Source organism: Hymenobacter sp. R533113, assembly GCF_056835965.1.
This window is the reverse complement of record NZ_JAKWBD010000013.1, coordinates 1,042,583-1,059,799: the sequence shown is the minus strand read 5'-3', so window position 1 is coordinate 1,059,799 and position 17,217 is coordinate 1,042,583. Positions and strand designations below refer to the sequence as shown.

General features: G+C 57.6%; 14 protein-coding genes. 5 read left to right on the top strand and 9 right to left on the bottom strand.

Features of this window, described 5'->3' with window-relative positions; genetic code table 11:
* Positions 1–186: 186 nt before the first annotated feature.
* Positions 187–1,185, bottom strand: coding sequence for an aspartate-semialdehyde dehydrogenase (locus MKZ35_RS13880; RefSeq protein ID WP_482513837.1), 999 nt, complete (start codon positions 1,183–1,185; stop codon positions 187–189).
* 201 nt (positions 1,186–1,386) lie between these two features.
* Between MKZ35_RS13880 and MKZ35_RS13875 the strand changes: the two genes are divergently transcribed.
* The 3 genes from MKZ35_RS13875 to MKZ35_RS13865 all read left to right on the top strand — a co-directional run bounded on the left by MKZ35_RS13875 (position 1,387) and on the right by MKZ35_RS13865 (position 5,121).
* On the top strand, positions 1,387–3,984 hold the full coding sequence (locus MKZ35_RS13875) for a lamin tail domain-containing protein (protein WP_482513836.1): 2,598 nt from the start codon (positions 1,387–1,389) through the stop codon (positions 3,982–3,984).
* A 221-nt stretch (positions 3,985–4,205) separates the two neighbouring features.
* The gene (locus MKZ35_RS13870) at positions 4,206–4,592 is read left to right on the top strand and encodes an SPW repeat domain-containing protein (protein WP_482513835.1); all 387 of its coding nucleotides are present in this window, start codon (positions 4,206–4,208) and stop codon (positions 4,590–4,592) included.
* Positions 4,593–4,743: 151 nt separating this feature from the next.
* Positions 4,744–5,121, top strand: coding sequence for an SPW repeat domain-containing protein (locus MKZ35_RS13865; RefSeq protein WP_482513834.1), 378 nt, complete (start codon positions 4,744–4,746; stop codon positions 5,119–5,121).
* 94 nt (positions 5,122–5,215) lie between these two features.
* Here the strand turns inward: MKZ35_RS13865 and MKZ35_RS13860 are convergent, their stop codons facing one another.
* From MKZ35_RS13860 to MKZ35_RS13830, 7 genes are all read right to left on the bottom strand, one after another.
* Positions 5,216–6,058: a transporter gene (locus tag MKZ35_RS13860; protein ID WP_482513833.1), complete on the bottom strand. Its 843-nt coding sequence runs from the start codon at positions 6,056–6,058 to the stop codon at positions 5,216–5,218.
* A gap of 122 nt (positions 6,059–6,180) precedes the next feature.
* Positions 6,181–6,759 (bottom strand): YdeI/OmpD-associated family protein, encoded by a 579-nt coding sequence (locus tag MKZ35_RS13855; protein WP_482513832.1) that lies wholly within the window; start codon positions 6,757–6,759, stop codon positions 6,181–6,183.
* Between the two features lie 7 nt (positions 6,760–6,766).
* On the bottom strand, positions 6,767–7,240 hold the full coding sequence (locus MKZ35_RS13850; protein ID WP_482513831.1) for a DoxX family protein: 474 nt from the start codon (positions 7,238–7,240) through the stop codon (positions 6,767–6,769).
* A gap of 76 nt (positions 7,241–7,316) precedes the next feature.
* Positions 7,317–7,880 carry a Crp/Fnr family transcriptional regulator gene (locus tag MKZ35_RS13845; protein WP_482513830.1) on the bottom strand — a complete coding sequence of 188 codons (564 nt, stop codon included), beginning with the start codon at positions 7,878–7,880 and terminating at the stop codon, positions 7,317–7,319.
* Positions 7,881–8,120: 240 nt separating this feature from the next.
* A complete protein-coding gene (locus MKZ35_RS13840) occupies positions 8,121–8,630 on the bottom strand; it encodes a thioredoxin family protein (RefSeq protein ID WP_482513829.1) in 510 nt (169 codons plus the stop codon).
* 54 nt (positions 8,631–8,684) lie between these two features.
* On the bottom strand, positions 8,685–11,012 hold the full coding sequence (locus MKZ35_RS13835) for a TonB-dependent receptor (protein WP_482513828.1): 2,328 nt from the start codon (positions 11,010–11,012) through the stop codon (positions 8,685–8,687).
* Positions 11,013–11,121: 109 nt separating this feature from the next.
* The gene (locus MKZ35_RS13830; protein ID WP_482514750.1) at positions 11,122–12,474 is read right to left on the bottom strand and encodes an Nramp family divalent metal transporter; all 1,353 of its coding nucleotides are present in this window, start codon (positions 12,472–12,474) and stop codon (positions 11,122–11,124) included.
* 186 nt (positions 12,475–12,660) lie between these two features.
* Between MKZ35_RS13830 and MKZ35_RS13825 the strand changes: the two genes are divergently transcribed.
* The gene (locus tag MKZ35_RS13825) at positions 12,661–13,653 is read left to right on the top strand and encodes a cation diffusion facilitator family transporter (protein ID WP_482513827.1); all 993 of its coding nucleotides are present in this window, start codon (positions 12,661–12,663) and stop codon (positions 13,651–13,653) included.
* A gap of 93 nt (positions 13,654–13,746) precedes the next feature.
* Here the strand turns inward: MKZ35_RS13825 and MKZ35_RS13820 are convergent, their stop codons facing one another.
* Positions 13,747–15,135, bottom strand: a complete 1,389-nt coding sequence (locus MKZ35_RS13820; protein ID WP_482513826.1) for a PQQ-dependent sugar dehydrogenase — start codon at positions 15,133–15,135, stop codon at positions 13,747–13,749.
* Between the two features lie 305 nt (positions 15,136–15,440).
* Here MKZ35_RS13820 and MKZ35_RS13815 point away from each other — a divergent pair, with 305 nt between their 5' ends.
* Positions 15,441–17,123 (top strand): amidase, encoded by a 1,683-nt coding sequence (locus tag MKZ35_RS13815; RefSeq protein WP_482513825.1) that lies wholly within the window; start codon positions 15,441–15,443, stop codon positions 17,121–17,123.
* The last annotated feature ends 94 nt before the right edge of the window (positions 17,124–17,217 follow it).

Below are 17,217 nucleotides of genomic sequence, written 5' to 3'. Positions count from 1 at the left end.
TCCTGATACGGCCTTTTGCGTGAATATTCAGTTGTTCAGCTTAGCGGATAACGAAGTTGAGCGGAACCACATAAAACACCTTTACCGGTTTGCCCTGGTGCATGGCCGAAAAAAGTCCCCCAACTAATAGAAACCGCGAAATAAAGCTCATAAGCGTACGCCTGAAATAGATGTAAATCGAGAAGGTTATGCCGTTAATAAGCCCATTCTTAACATCTCTTCCGCAATCTGCACCGCGTTGGTGGCGGCGCCTTTGCGCAGATTATCAGCTACCACCCACATATTGAGCGTGCGCGGCTGCGACTCGTCGCGGCGCAGGCGGCCGACCAGCACCGCGTCTTTGCCGTGGGCGTCTTTAGGCATCGGATACTGGTTCTGGGCTACATCGTCAACCACTTCCACGCCGGCGGTTTCGCGCAGGATGCGGTACACGTCAGCAAGGTCAAATTCCCGCTCAAACTCTACGTTTACCGCCTCCGAGTGGCCGCCCATTACGGGAATGCGCACGGCGGTGGCCGTTACCTGAATGGTGTCGTCGCCGAGGATTTTCTTGGTTTCGCGCACCAATTTCATTTCCTCTTTGGTGTAGCCGTTGTCCTCAAACACGTCGATGTGAGGCAGCACGTTCAGGTCGATGGGGTGAGGGTAGGCGGGGTTGGAAGCCGCGTGGCCGGCGCGCTCTTCCATAAGCTGGTCCACGGCTTTTTTGCCGGTGCCGGTCACGCTTTGATAGGTGCTCACCACAATGCGCTTAATCTGGAAAGCCGCGTGCAATTCATGCAGAGCCAATACCATCTGAATCGTGGAGCAGTTGGGGTTGGCAATAATCTTATCGGCTGGCGTCAGCTCTTTGGCGTTGATTTCGGGCACTACCAGCTTTTTGGTGGGGTCCATGCGCCAGGCTGAGGAGTTGTCAATCACCACGGTGCCCACCTCGGCGAAGCGTGGGGCCTGCTCTTTCGAAACACCGCCGCCGGCCGAGAAAATGGCTACAGCGGGCCGGGCCGCAACGGCCGCATCCATGCTCACCACCTTGTATTTTTTACCCTGAAACTCAATTTCCTGACCCACCGATTTCTCGGAAGCCACGGGCAGCAACTCAGTGACCGGGAAGTTGCGCTCGGCCAGCACTTTCAGCATTTCGCCCCCGACCAGGCCGGTGGCACCAACTACGGCGATTTTCATACGAAAATTGGGTTTCTACACAGTGGCCGCATCTACGGCTCCAGCACAAAGATACGGGCGTAGCGACTTGGATTTCACGGTATCTTTCTTGCATAAGCGCGCCGCGCGCCGAAGCAAAATACCAGCAAATTTTTATGCCGCCTCTCGGGCCAGCGCACCAGCTTATTTATAGGTAGCCATATACCGCCGATTGTAGTGAATATGAAAGCATTGATACTGAGTTTATTCCTTTTAGGCTTAGCTATATCCGCCAACGCTCAGCTTACCGAGTCCTTTGCCGACGGCAATTTCACCCAAAATCCGACCTGGACCGGCGATGAAGCCAACTTTCAGGTAAGCGCCCAGCAGCTGCAAAGCAACGGTCCGGCTACCACCGGCACCACGCTCCAATTGGTAACGGCCAGCACGGCGGCCGGTGGCGTTACCTGGGAGTTTTATGCTAATCTGCGTCTGGCTACTTCGGGGGGCAATCTGGCCGATGTCTGGCTCATGGCCGATCAGGCGAGCTTGAAAGCGAGCGATACTAAAGGCTACTTCGTGCGGCTAGGCGGCACCCCGGATGAGATAAGCCTGTTTCGGCAGGATGCTACGGGCAGCCCCGTATATGTTATTAATGGCCAGGATGGTACGCTCAAGTCTACTACCAATAACGTAGTGCGCGTACGCGTGACCCGCTCACCGGCAAATGTCTGGACGCTGGAACACGACCTGGTTGGGGGGCAAAATTTCACGTCTGGCGGCACGGCCACCGATGCCACGCACCAGCGTAGCGCCTATTTTGGAGTTCGGCTGACGTACTCCTCGGCCAACAGCCGAAATTTCTACTTCGACGATTTTCGCATTACCGACACGGTGCCGCCGGCGCTGCTGAGTGCTACGCCTACCGGCCCGCGTCAGCTGGATGTATTATTCAGCGAAGCTTTGGATGCCGCCCCTAGCGCTGCCAGCTACCGCCTTATTGCCGGACCGGCGGTACTTACGGCCCAGCTCGATGTGGATAATCCGGCGCTGGTGCACCTGACGCTGGGGGGCAATTTAGCGTTGGGAAATAACACCCTCGAAGCACGCAACGTGACCGATGCCAACGGTATAGTGGCCGCCGGACCGCTCACAGCCGTCTTTGTGAATCAGGGTTTCGCCGTGGCGCCGGCTTTCAATCAGGTGCTTATCACTGAGATTATGGCCGATGAAACGCCCGTGGTGGGGCTGCCCGCGTCGGAGTACCTGGAGATTCATAACCCCACGGCCAGTACGGTGCTGGACCTGGCGGGGCTGCGACTGCTGAAGCCGAGCAGCACTACGGCCGCTGTCTTTCCGGCCGGGGCCGTGCTGCTGCCGGGCGAGTACGCCGTGGTCTGCGGCAGCACGCGCGGTAGCCAGTTTGCCGCTTTTGGAAAAGTCTTTGGCCTGACGAACTTCCCCAGCCTGTCGAACGCGGGCGACCAGCTGGTGCTGCGCGCCCGCAACGGCCAAACGTTATTTGAAGTCACGTATTCGGATACCTGGTACAAAGATTTGCGCAAAAAAGAAGGCGGTTGGGCCCTGGAAATGGTAGACGCCGCCAACCCCTGCGCCGGGAGCAGCAACTGGACCGCCAGCACCGACGACAGTGGCGGCACGCCGGGCCGCGCCAATGCGGCGCGGGCCACCAACCCCGACCGCACCGCGCCGACTTTATTGCGCGCCGTAGCTTTGACGCCTACTACCGTGCGCCTGTTTTTTGGGGAAAAGCTGGATAGTTTGAGCAGCACTAACATCGGGCAGTATGCCTTGACGCCCGCGGTGCCCATCAAGCAAGCGGCGCCGCAGGGTCCCGATTTTCGTGCCGTCGATTTGCTGCTGGCGTCCAGTTTGCCCCCCAACCAGCCCCTGACCGTGGCCGTGCGGCAAGCCACCGATTGCACCGGCAATAGCGCGGGGCCAATTACCTCCGCTGCTTTTGCCTTGCCCGTAGCAGCCCAGGCGGGCGACGTGGTTATCAATGAAATTCTGTTCAATCCGCGTACCGGCGGCGTCGATTTTGTGGAGCTGCTGAATCGTTCGGCCAATTACCTCGATGTGCAGGGCTGGCAGTTGGGCGCAGAGCAACCTACTGGTATTAGCGCTAGCCCCATCAGTGCGGGGCCCTATGGCCTGGCGCCGGGCCAGCTGCTGGTCCTCACCACCCGCCCCGATATTGTGCAGAGCGAGTACCCAACGCATGATCCGGCCGCGTTTCTGGCAATGCCCAGCTTTCCCAGCCTGCCCGACGACGCGGCCACGGTAGTTGTGCTGGATGCCAAAAGCCAGGCTATTGACCGCTTCAGCTACGACGAAAAGCAGCACCTGCCCTTGCTCAGCGACCGCAACGGCGTATCGCTGGAGCGCATCCGGGCGGCGGAAGCTAGTCTGGGGGGCAATTTTCACTCGGCGGCCAGTGCCGTTGGCTACGCAACTCCTGGCCGACCTAACTCGCAGTACCAGGCTGATCCTATTGGGGCAAAGCTTTTTCAGGTTGAGCCCGAAGTATTTACGCCTGACGAGGACGGCCAGCAGGACTTCACTACGCTCACCTATCGCTTCGATTATCCGGGTTACGCGGCCTCCATTACCATCTATGATGCCCAAGGCCGACTGACTCGCCGCCTGGCGCGCAACGAAACGCTGCCCACGAGCGGCTTTTTGCAGTGGGACGGCCTCACGGATCAGGGCCGCAAAGCGGCTATCGGGCCGTATGTGCTGCTGATTGAGCTGTATCGGGTGGCCGGGGGCGAGACGCATGTGTACAAGCGCAACGTGGTGCTGGGCGGACGGTTTTAGCAGCCTTCAGCTAATTCTGCGTCGGTGCTGACTGATGCGCCAACGTTTTATCGTCTGAGCAGATTGGCATCTTATTGCACTCATTTGATATAGCTATCAACTAGCTATTCTTGCTCTGAATATCCCATATCAATACTTTCATACTAGCTCAACAATATCCTTTGAATAGTAGGCGCGTAAGAAGCTCAGAAGTTTCCCTCCACTCTCAACACCTACTAGTTATGAAAGTAATCTCACCTCGCGTCCATGGTTTCCTTGACTATGGCACAATCCTCCTCTTTGCCCTGGCCCCCAGCATATTTGGTTTCGAAGGCATGTATGCTACTGTTTGCTATATCTTAGCCGCTGGCTACCTGGTTGTTACCCTGCTCACAGATTTCCCGATGGGCATAGCGCACCTGATTCCGTTCCCCGTGCACGGCGGCTTGGAGCTGGTTAGTGGCCTGGTGTTGCTGGCCTCGCCTTTCCTGTTTGGCTTCAACGACGACAACGAAACGGCCCGCAACTTTTTCATGATTATGGGTGGCTTGTTTTTAGGTGCCTGGCTCCTGACTGATTGGCGTGCGCAAACGCGCGCCCACAAATCAGCTATGCAGAATCCTTTATAAGTTCTGAACCCAAAAAAGCCCCCCAGCTTCGTGTTGGGGGGCTTTTTTGCGTACAAACGCAATGCTTACCCGCAAGGTCAACAGTATCCTCCCACCACGAGTAGCGTACAAACTTGAGCGTTTTATTCTTCCTTGACCTAACCCTTAATCTATGAAAGTATTATCACCAATAGCTCATGGCGTCATCGATATAGCCTTCATCACCGTCCTGGCGATGGCTCCCATCATGTTTGATCTGGAGCCTGCCGTGGATACCGCGTGCTATGTAATGGCGGGGGGCTATTTGTTGCTTACCCTCCTGACTAACTACCGATTCGGCCTCTTCCGCCTGGTACCCTTTCCCGTGCATGGCTGGCTCAACTTGCTGACGGGTATTGCCTTACTGGCCGCTCCTTTTTTGTTTGATTTCGAGGCCGGCAGCGCCGAGCGCAACCTTGCCCTGGCGTTGGGTGTCGTTTCCGTAATAAACTGGTTTATAACGGATTGGAAAGCCGATTCTCGTTCCTTAATGACCGATAAGAATACTTGATCGACTTATAAGTAGGTGATAGAAAAATAAAAGCGGCTGAAGCACAGTAGTGCTTCAGCCGCTTTTTTGCTGCGCAGGACTTTATGTATCAGCGCTATATCCTCACGGTAATACCTACGAAAAACTCGCGTTCGGTATCGGAGGTGAGGGGCAATTGCGCCCCCATATCGAACTGGATGTTCTCCCCTACCTTAATTTGCGGACCAAAATTAACGGTGGCTTGCCATTCATTCTGGCGGGTATTCCAACGGCCCACCACTTCGCCATATATCCCCAGCGCGTCCGTAAAACTATGCTCAGCTGTGATTCCGGGCACAAGCTGAACATAATGCTGCTTGTCTTCCCGGTCGTAGGCGCGGTCCGCCTCTAGTTGAGTTGTCAGCTCCCAGTTTTCGGTCAAATGATAGTTTACGGGCACAACAAAGCCCATTTCAGTTTTGTCAACGCCTTCGCCACCGCCCGTGGGAAGGCGCACAAAACCCGTAACGGCCATCGCAACGCGAGTTTCATCATCGTCGCCGAAGAGGTTGCGCTTCAGACGTAGGGTCACGTCGCCGAAGCCTTCGAGGCGGCCAACGGCCGTGCGCGGCCGCTCCTGGGTCAGCGCATACGGCTCCAAGGCCACCTGGAAGTCAATCTTGTCGGTCAGGCCAAGCTTGAGCACTAGGGGCGCTACCTGCCAAGTGCGGCGGCGAACCCCCTGGCCGCGGCCGGTGAGCAGACGCAAAAAGTCGCCCTCCACCTGAAAATGGCCTGGGTCGATAGTGAACGGGCTTTCCGTGATACCCGGCCGGTCAGGATGCAGCTCGCGCATAGAGTCGCGGGGCACCGGCCGAAACAGCGAGTAGCCATCCATTTCGATGCCCTTCTCCGGCCGCTGAGCATACGCAGTGGTCAGCGGCAGCAGGGCCAGCAGTAGCCAGTAAAGTTTAGGCATCAATGGGCGCTGTTAAGCAAATAAGGTAAAACCTCCGACTCATTTTAGCGGCGCTTTCGGCGGTAGCTGCCAGGCCATAATCAGGGCTATGTTGAGGGGCGCTTTTGCCGGCACGGCCCGCGCTACTCATTTAAGCCCCGGCCGTTGAGAATGTCCTGACTGCATTTTTCAATTCTGGCTGCGCGGATTTTGGATTGCTTGGGAGCCGAAAAATACAGCAGGTAGGCCCGTTGCCGGCTCGGTGTCAGGGCCGTAAACGCCGTTTGCAAGGCTGGGGTTTCAGCTAGCTTGTGTTGCCATTCTTCCGGCAGGGTGAATTCGTTTGATTTTTTGAACGCCACTTTAACCCCGCTTCTTTCCAGCTCCATAGCTTCCCGGATGTAATCTTTCAAGACGGCTTCCCGCTCCGCCACTTCCCGCACCGTGGTGAACCGCAACTGGCGCGCGGCCTGCGTATTCGCCGTTTGCTGAACCAAACTGCCCTGCGCATCCCGCAGCAAAGCGCCTTTGAAAAACAGAACGGCGCAGTATTCCTTAAACACGTGCAGCAACACGACGTTGCGGTTCTCAAACATATAGCACGGCACGCCCCACTTCAATACTTCCGTCAGACCGCAGTCCAGCACGAACGTTCGTAGCTGCTCCAGCTCTTCCAGCCACTGCTTATTTTTTATGAAATAGAAATCAACCTTTGGATTCATGCCGGGCTTACTTTAGAGGCTGTTCCTGAGACTGTACTAGCGCAAAATCGGCGGTAGGGTGGGCAGGATCTACTGCATTGTTCTGGGCCGCGCGAGTCAGCGCGGGAGTTAGCCGGCGACTGGCGGGGCGCAGCTGCCAGGAAGCCACCGTCAGGCAGGCAAACACAAATGGCGCCAGCGCGCCGCTGGGGCCGTCGCCGCTGGCCAGGTGCGAGATGGTGGCGCCCGTGAGCAGGAAGAAGAATCCCGCGTAGGCCCACTCCTTAGCCAGCCGCCAGCCCGGCAGCAAAATCACCAGCACCCCGGCCAGCTTCCAGGCGCCCACCAGCGGCAGCACGTAGAGCGGGTAGCCCAGGTGCCGCATGCCGTCCACGTTGAAGGGCGCGCGCAGCAGTTGGGCCGTGCCGCCGGCCAGCATTCCGAAGGCCAGCAGGCCGGTTACCAGCCAGAATAAAACGGGGTGAGGGCGTTGAGTTTCCATGAGAGTAGCGGTTAATTGACGTTTTCAACAAAGCTACCCGCCAGTAGTATCCGGCTGTTTAACAAATGATAAAAAGCTACTGCCCGGCCCGGATGCGGCTCAGCGACACCTGCGTGATACCCAAGTAGGCCGCCAAATCGCCCAGGCTGATACGCTGTAGTAGGGGCGCTTTCTCCTGCACAAACAGGCGGTAGCGGGTGGTGGCGTTTTCTTCCAGCATCTCGCTGAGGCGCTTCATCATGCCGATGGAGGCCAGCGTCAGCAGCTGCTTGAACAGGGTCTCGACGGCGTGGTGCTGGCGGCAGAGGCGCTCAATGTCTGGTCGCGCGATGCTGTACACGGTCGTCGGCTCCAGGGCCAGCAGCTGGTATTTGGAGGGGGCACTGGTCAGGTAGCTGTTGATTTCCGTGAACAGGATATTTTCCTTAAAGAAGGTCATGATGAACTCCTTGTCTTCCTTATAGAAGGACGACTTTACCAGGCCCTGCTCGATAAAGTGGTAGTGCTGGCTCGTTTGCCCGGCCCGCAACAGGCAGGCACCTTTCGCGAATTCCTGCCGCACCAAGGCGCGCAACAGCTCGTCGCGGGCCGGCGGTTCGAGCGGGACGAGGCGGTCGGTGTAAGCCAAAACAGGATGCATGGGGGCAAAGGTGGCAGAATAGTCTAAAAGTTGCGAGAGGCGGAGCCACCGCTGGTTTATCGGGTAGCTATTCTGCTACGACGTGCTGCTTGCCCCCTGTTTGGCGGGCTGATGGGGCCGGGCAGCGCGGGCGCGGCTGGCAGAAGCTTTTACCCTGTTCGTTTAACAACACTCATAGATTGGCTATCGATGCGCCAATCCGGAGCCGGCCTGCTTACGCAACCAGCCACCCAAAAGATGCTAAGGCACAGTCGCGGCTTCGGCCTGTAGCTTAGCGAGGGCCTCCGTAAGCTGGTTGGCTTTAATCAGGCCCGGCCAGCGCCCGCGCACTTGCAGCTTATTATTCAGCAGTACGATGGTGGGGTAGGCAACCTGGCCGGATTCGTCGCGGGCCAGGGCCAGGGCCAATTCGTGTACGCCACTGCCGGGCCCGGTCGGCCGAAACGTAAACGTGTGCCCGGCCAGCCGGACCGGCTCCCGGCTTTCGGCGTTCAGCGCCACGGCGTAGAAATCGGCGTTCAGACGATTGGCCACGATTTTGTCCCGGAATACGGTCAAATCTTGGAGCTTGCAGTAGCGGCACCAGTCGGTATACACCTTCACCAGCACTGGGCGGGGGCGTACGCGCATACTGTCGGCCAGGGCCTGGGGTGTGAGCCAGCGCACGGCCGGGGCGGGCGCGGGCGGGTGGCTGGCGCTGAGGGTAAGCAGCAGGAGCGGTAGAAGCAGAAAAAAGCGGGGAGAAGGCATGATGTGGGGGCGCGCTGCCCACGCCCGTTGCTGTTTGGTTATTGAAAAGAATGTTTAGTGCTTATCATTCGCAGCTGGGTGCGTACCACGCGCCCCTATCGTGTACCGCAGCCCCAGAAAGCCCCGGATACCCTGGTTGGAAGCGTACACGTAGCTTGGGTCAAACGTCAGCGCGTTCGGGTTGTCTGGGGTAGCCACGGGTTGCCCAGCGGCATCAAACTGCACTTGCTTGTCGAAAGGATCAAAGGCGCGGGCGATGGCCGCGGAGGTAGGGCGGAAGTTGAGCAGGTTTTTTACGCCTCCATATACTTCCAGCTTGTCGCCCAGCCGCTTGGTTACCTGTATGTTCTGAATGCTGAACGCGGGCGAGGAAGCTGGTCTTGGATCCTGAGGTCCCAGCAAAGGCAAACGCATAGGTCCGTACACGTTGCCGGTATAATCTACGCTCAGGCCCGCCTCCGCAAAGCGGTAGCTAAGCGCAAATGTGCCCGACACCCGCTCCGTAAGTAGCTGCCGCTGCTTCCGCGTCTGGCCGGTGGCATCGGCGCTTACCTGGTACACATCCAGCACCGTCACCCCCAGAATGGCGGTCAGCGGAAAGCCAAACGTCAGGTCGGTATTCAGCGTGACGCCCCGCGATACGGCGTGCCCGCGCAGGTTATCGTAAATCAGCAGCGTGGGGTCGGAAGTGTAGTCGGGCGTAATCTTATTGGTGAAATAAGTGTAGAAAGCGCTGGCATCGAAGCTCAACAAACTTTGGCCGATCGGCAGCAGACGCTGGTAGTTCAGGTTGGCATTGTAGCTGCGCTCGGGCCGCAAAGAGTTGCGGATGATTACGGTGCGAGCCCCGGTTAGCGCTGCGTGATCTTCCGTAAATACGTTCACCACCCGGTAGCCATTACCCATGCTCAGCCGGAAGGTCTGGCGGTCATCGGGCGAAAACTTATAGTTGAGGCGGGGGGTAAAAATGCTGCCATGGTACGAATTGTAATCATAGCGCAGGCCCAGCAGCAAGGAATGCTTGGCGTTGAAACGCAGCTCATTTTGCACGAAAATTCCCGGTAGCCAGGTACGCTGGGGGGCATTTTTGGAGGCCAGCGAGTCGCCGGTAGCCGTGGCGGGCGTATTGTCGTCGAAGTGCGTGAAGCGCAAAGCCGAGCCCAGCAGCAAGTGGTGTCGGCCGGCGGTGTGGGCTGCGGTAAGCTGGCCAAAGGCGATATCCTGCTGCGCCTTATACACCGTAGTGCCGTACACGGAATTCTGATTATGGGTATTCAGCGAGGTGCTCAGCATCACCTGCGGCCCCCGAATGGGCAGTTGATACGCACTGATTACCTCGGCCCGACTCGTATAAATCGACTCGGCATACAGGCTGTCGCCGCCCCGAAACTCCGGCGACCATTGCATTTGCCCGCCCCAGCGGTCCTCGTAGAGGTAGCGCGCCGCCAGCGAGGCCACCCGATTCTCGGGGCGGGCCAGCGTGAGCTTGTCGAACACCGAGATGCGCTTGGCCAGGGCAATGTCGGTGAAACCGTCGCCATTGGCGTCGCGGGGCGAGTCGTAGACGAAGCCGTTGACGCCGAGCAGGGAAGTCACCTTTCCGGCCCGCGCCTTCAACGCCACGTCAACGTTGTGCTCGCCCCAGCTTGTGCTGAAGGCGTCGGCCGACACCTGGGGGGCTTTTTCCGGGTCGCGGGTAATTATGTTGATGACGCCGCCCACCGCTTCGGAGCCATAAAGCGTCGAGGCCGGACCTTTCACCACTTCAATGCGCTCCACGAGGCTATTCGGAATACCCGTCAGGCCATACACCGTGCTCAGGCCACTCACGATGGGCATGCCATCCAGCAGCACCATGGTATAAGGGCCTTCCAAACCGTTGATGTGAATGTCGCCGGTATTGCAGATGTTGCAGTTGAGCTGCGGCCGCACCCCGTTCACCGTTTGCAACGCCTCGAACACCGAGGGCGTGGGATTCTTCTTAAAGTACGTCGGGTTGTATACCTCCACCGGCACCGCCGACTCCAGGCGCGATACGGGGTGCAAGGTGCCTGATACGACTACTTCCCCCAACTCCTGCCCACCGCTGGCCTGCAGCGTCACGCTTAGGTGGGTGGTTTTACTAGCTATTACAGTCACGGCCCGCTCAGTGGCGGCGTACCCAATGGCGCTGATAGCCAGGCGGTGACTACCGGGGGGCAAATCCAGAATAAACACGCCATCCTCCATAGCGGTAGCGCCCAAAGAGGTGCCCTTTACCCCGATGCTGGCAAAAGGCACCGGCTTGCCTTCCGCCTGTATTCGGCCGTGTACCTTACCCGATTGGGCTGCTACTTCAAGAGTAATCAGGCAGCTGAAAATCAATAGGAAGAAGTGTCTCATAGCAAAAAGAAGCAGGAATTTAGGCGATGTATTCATTTATATTTAGACGAGTCTAAATCATTAGGCCGAAAAAAGCGCAGCTACTTTTTAGAGCGGCTGCGCTTAAGTATTAACCGAAGAATGTCTCGAACAGCAGGTAAGCGTTCAACACGATAATGATAGCTGAAACAGTCCAGGCAAGTACTTTGATAAGCGGCGAGTTGGTGAAAACGCCCATCTTGAGCTTGCTGCCAGTAAACAGCACCAGCGGTACCACCGCGAAGCTAAGTTGCAGGGAAAGAATAACCTGGCTGAGTACCAACAGCTCGCCCGTACCTTTCTCCCCGTAGAGTATCGTGACGATAAGCGCGGGAATTACGGCAATGGCGCGGGTTATCAGCCGACGCAGCCAGGGCTTCAGACGAATGTGCAGGAAGCCTTCCATTACGATTTGGCCCGCCAGCGTACCCGTCAGGGTGGAGTTTTGGCCGGAAGCCAGCAAAGCCACGGCAAATAACACGCTGGCCGCGCCCGCGCCCAGCACCGGTGCCAGCAGCTTATGCGCGTCGTTGATATCGGCTACGTTGAAGTAGCCATTGCGGTGAAACGCCGCCGCCGCGGTTACCAGAATGGCCGCATTCACGAAAAACGCCAGAAACAGCGCTACCGTGGAGTCGATGGTGGCAAATTTGATGGCCATACGCTTGCCCTGTTCCGTCTGCTCGATGGCGCGGGTTTGTACGATGCTGGAGTGCAGATATAGGTTGTGCGGCATTACCGTAGCGCCCAGAATCCCGATGGCGATGTAGAGCATGCCGGGGTCCGTTACCACTCTCGTCTGCGGTACCAGGCCAGCGGCAATACCCAGCCAATCGGGGTTAGAGGCGATAATTTCATACAGAAAGCAGCCGAAAATCACCACGATAAGGCCCGCTACGATGCTCTCGATGATGCGGAAGCCTTTATTCTGGAAATAAAGCACTACCAGCACATCCAGAATGGTAAGTACCACACCCCACGGCAGCGGCAACCCAAACAACAGATTCAGGGCAATGGCCGACCCAATGACCTCGGCTAAGTCGCAGGCGGCAATGGCAATTTCGCAGAGCACCCACAGCACCATCGCTACGGGCTTGGAGTAATGGTCGCGGCAGGCCTGGGCCAGGTCGCGGCCCGTCACGATGCCCAGCTTGGCCGCCAGGTGCTGAAGCAGCATGGCAAACAAGTTGGAAATCAGGATAACCGATAGCAGCGTGTAGCCATAGCGGGCCCCGCCGGCAATATCGGTAGCCCAGTTGCCGGGGTCCATGTAGCCCACGGCCACCATAAGGCCGGGCCCCCAGAAAGCAAACAGCTTACGCCAGAAAGAAGCATCGTGCGCCGGCACCTTTATGCTCGCGTACACCTCCTGCAAAGAAGGCGCATGACGAGGCTGCCGCCAACCCGGATGTTCGGCAACGGGCGGCGTGGGGGGCTTTTCTATAAAATCCTTAACCGGTTGAGACACTTTATCAGCAGATGAGGTATTCACAAAGTACGCTATTTTTAGACTAATCTAAATTTATTTTTCAATTTACCTTAACTACTGATTTTCTGTTAAAATGTTTCATACGCCGTCGAAGTAGATTTTTTAACGGATTTTTGCCCCCGCTTTTGTGTTCAACCCCTTATGACGCTTTCTGAATCGAAGCTGCGCCTTGGCCTCCTGTCCCTTGTGGTGAGTGCTGTGCTGGTAGCCGTGAAATTCTACGCCTATGCGCTCACGGCCTCGCAGGCTGTGCTCACCGATGCGCTGGAATCCATTATTAATGTGTTTACCAGCGGCTTTGCGCTGTATAGTCTGTATTTGTCAGGTCTGCCCAAGGATGAAAACCACCCATACGGCCACGGCAAAGTAGAGTACCTGTCGGTGGGGTTTGAGGGGGCCCTGATCCTGATTGCGGGCGTCTATATTTTCTACAGCGCCACGCTGGCGTTCCTGGAGCCGCATGCCGTTGCCCGCCCCGATCTGGGTATGGCCTTGCTGGGTATTACGGCCCTGATAAATCTGGCCGTAGGTTTTCTGCTGATTCGCTCCGGCCGTAAGCTCAAATCGGTGGCCTTGGTGGGCGACGGGCAGCACCTGTATCTCGATGCCGTCAGCACGCTTGTGTCGTGCGTAGCCTTGCTGCTGGTGGCCGCTACCGGCAACGTACTTTTTGATGCGGGCGCGGCGTTGCTGCTGGGGGGCTTTATTGTGGTGAATGGCCTGCGTATGGTGCGGCGCTCGGTGGGCGGCCTCATGGACGAGTCGGATGTGGTGGTGGTGCGGGAGGTAATCGGGGAGCTCCAGCAGTTTCGCCGCCCCGCCTGGATTGATGTGCACAATCTGCGCGTGCTACGGTATGGAGCCAACCTCCACATCGACTGCCACATGACTATGCCGTACTACTTCAGCCTCGACGAAATTCATAATGAGCTGAACGATATCGAGGCCCTCATTCGTCAGCGCTTCGATGTCGATGTGGAGATGTTCGTACACGCCGACCCCTGCACCGCTACTGCCTGCGCTCACTGTCACATGTCGGAGTGCCCGGTGCGCCAGCATCCGTTTAGCCAGGAAATAGGCTGGACGCTAACCAACGCCGTGAAGAACGAGCGGCACCAGTTGGTAGTAGAGTAACGCGAAGCGGTGCTTCGCTCGTTGAACGAGACGGCGGACTTTTTCAACAACGTTGTTCAACGCCTACAACGCGAGACGAAGCACCGCTTCGCGCTACTCTACCACCAGCCGCCGGGCGTACTGCTCCGTCGCGTTGCGCACTTGCACCACGTACACGCCCGCTTGTAAGCCGGTCAGGCTTAGGCTTAACTCCGCCTGCTGGGGGGCAAATTTAGCCGTCCGCACCACGCGCCCCAGCGCATCATGGATGGTGGCGGAAGTAGCGGAAGTAGGGGCGGCTGGCAGGCGCAGCGCTACTGTCTGACGCGCCGGATTCGGCCAAAGACCCAGCGCCGCATTGCGCGACTCAGACTTTGTACTCAGCACAAAGCCCCGGTTTTCCAGTGTCACAATCTGGTCGTTGCCGCTGCCGTTGCTGGTAGCCACATACACGCGCCCCGCTGGCGAGACGCACAAAGCCCGCAAACGACCAAACCGATTAGCCAGAAACTCCGGCGGATTCGTCGTTGAAATGGCGTCGCCGGCCGCATTGAGTGGGAGTTGAACCAGCCTGGAAGCCTTGAGCGTAGCCAGCAGCAAGCTGCCGCGCCACTCCGGAATAGCCGGCGAATCATAGTAAGCCAGCCCGGCTACGGCTAGGGTAGGGGTCCAGATGAATAGGGGCTGACGGACATTATTGGCGGCGCAAAAGGCCGTTTCGTCGGCTTGGTCACAGCGGCCGGGCACGTTGGGCCAGCCATAGTTGCGGCCCGGCTCTATCAGGTTTATTTCATCGTCAGTATTTTCCCCGTGTTCCGAGCTGTAAATACGTCCCGACGGCAAGCGAACTAACCCCTGCGGATTGCGGTGACCCAACGAATACACGGGGCTGCCCGGCGTAGGATTATCAGTCGGAATGCTGCCATCCAGGTTCAGCCGCAGAATCTTGCCATTGAGTGAGGATGGGTTTTGTGACTCGGAGCGCAGTTGGGCGTCGCCGGTGGTCATGAGTAGGGTGCGATCGGGAAGGATGAGCAGGCGCGAGCCGCTATGAGTAGTGGTGGAGGTGATATTGCCCAGCAGCACCAGCGGGGCGCTAAGCGATGTGGTAGCCACGTTGTAGGTATAGCGTACTACCTTTTCTTTCAGCCCGTTGTCGTTGTAATTATAAACGATATATAAGTAAGGCGAAGTCGTAGCAAAATCGGGGTGGAGCACCATGCCCAGCAGACCGCTTTCGCCGGTGGGCGCTACGTCAGGCACATTCAACAATGGCAGGACCTGCCCCGTGGTCGGGTTCACGCGACTAATGCGCCCGCCGCGCTCCGTCATCCAAATGAAGTCATCCGGGCCCCAAACCAGCTCCCAGGGTATATCGAGGCCTGTGGCCAGCGGTGTTGCCGATACCGTGGTATTGCCAACAGGAAAGGTGATGGTCTGGGCGGAGGCAGTGGTTACAAGTAAACTGCTAACCAGGAAAAGCGAAGCGGCGAGTGTTTTCATAGTTGAAATAAATAACGGAAGCTGTTTAGGAAGTGGTCCAGCACATACCGGGACGTCATGCTGAGCTTACCGAAGCATCTCTACTGCTTTATCTAACGGATTTGACGAAGCGGTAGAGATGCTTCGGCAAGCTCAGCATGACGTTCTTTTGACTTCCTAAACAGCTTCAACGGAAGCTGAACAGGCTGCAAAGACTAACGAATGAATAACCCGTTCGGATTAGCTTAGTGTTGCTCAACGAGGGACTATTTTTATTTCTCCCGTACTTTCCTATCTACTTCTCAGCCCATCCACTCTTCTTTCACATGATGAAAAAATTGCTGCCCCTGCTGGCTATTGGCGCTATCAGCTTTGGCGCGGGTGCTATGCTGCCCCGCCCCGCCGATTTGCCCCCCATCACAGTTCCCATGCTTCAGGCTGCGCAGGGATTGTTGGGTCTGAATTTTACCGAAGCCCAGCTCGACTCTACCCGCCGCGACCTCGAAGACAACCGCAAAGATTACGAGAAGATACGCCAGGTAAAGCTCCCCAACAGCGTAGCGCCCACGCTCGTCTTCGATCCCGTGCCGCTGCGCCTGCGCCAAACCATGCTGCCCAAAGCCAGCAACGACTTTGGGAAATTGCCCCCCACGGCCAAAATAAAGCTGCCCGCCAACCGCGACGATCTGGCTTTCTATACCGTGCGGCAGCTCAGCGAGCTAGTCCGCACCAAGCAGATTTCCTCCGAGGAGCTAACCCGGTTTTTCCTGGCCCGCCTCAAAAAGTATGACCCTAAGCTGCTCTGCGTCACCACCCTGACCGAAGAGTTGGCCATGCAGCAAGCCCGCCAAGCCGATAAGGAAATCAAGGCCGGCAAATACCGCGGACCGCTGCACGGTATTCCGTTCGGGGTCAAAGACTTATTCAGTACCAAAACCTACAAAACTACCTGGGGCTCGGTGCCTTACAAAGATCAAGTGCTGGACGAAGACGCGGCCGTGGTTACACGTTTGCGCGAGGCGGGGGGCGTTTTGGTGGCCAAGCTCACCTTGGGCGAGCTGGCGATGGGCGACGTGTGGTACGGGGGCAAAACCCGCTCACCCTGGGATATTACCCAGGGCAGCAGCGGCTCCTCGGCCGGCTCGGCTTCGGCCGTGGCCGCCGGGCTGGTGCCCTACGCCATTGGCACCGAAACGCTGGGCTCTATTGTGAGCCCGAGTACCGCCTGCGGCACAACGGGGTTGCGGCCATCGTATGGGCGCGTGAGTCGGGCCGGAGCTATGGCTTTGAGCTGGAGCATGGATAAAGTAGGTCCGCTGGCGCGCTCAGCCGAAGATTGCGCCCTGGTATTTGCCGCTCTGGTCGGTGCCGATGCCCGCGACCCCGCGACCACAATCATCCCTGCCGGCTTCAAGTACGCTTTTGATATCGACATCAAAAAGCTGCGTGTTGGCTATCTGAAAGCCGATTTTGACCGCGACTATCCCACCAAAGCCAATGACCAGGCCTCGCTGGAGGTAATGCGTAAGCTGGGCGTGCAGCTCATCCCGCTCGATTTGCATGACCTGCCCGCCGGGGAATTGACGTTTCTGCTCAGCGCCGAGGGCGCCGCTGCTTTCGACGACCTGACCCGCTCGGGGCGCGACGCGCTGATGGTGAATCAGGGCCGCAATGCCTGGCCAAACTCCTTTCGCACGGCCCGCTTTGTTCCGGCCGTGGAATACATTCAGGCCCAGCGGGTGCGGCGCCAGCTTATCGAAGAAGTAGACAAGCGCCTGCAGGGTTTTGATGCGTATCTGGCACCGTCGTTTGGTGGTCCTAACCTGGTTATTACCAACCTCACCGGCCACCCGGCGGTAGTAGTGCCCAATGGTTTTCGTGCCAATGGCTTGCCCAGCACCATCACGTTTGGCGGGCAGCTTTTTGAAGAAGGGAAACTGCTGGCGCTGGTAAAAGCCTATCAGGATGCGACGGATTTTGATGAAAAACACCCCCCGCTTAATTTTTAGCAGCATGTATAAAAGCCATCATGCAGAGCAACGCGAAGCATCTCGCGTGTTTATCGGGATTACTAATCCTACGTCAGCAAGCGAGATGCTTCGC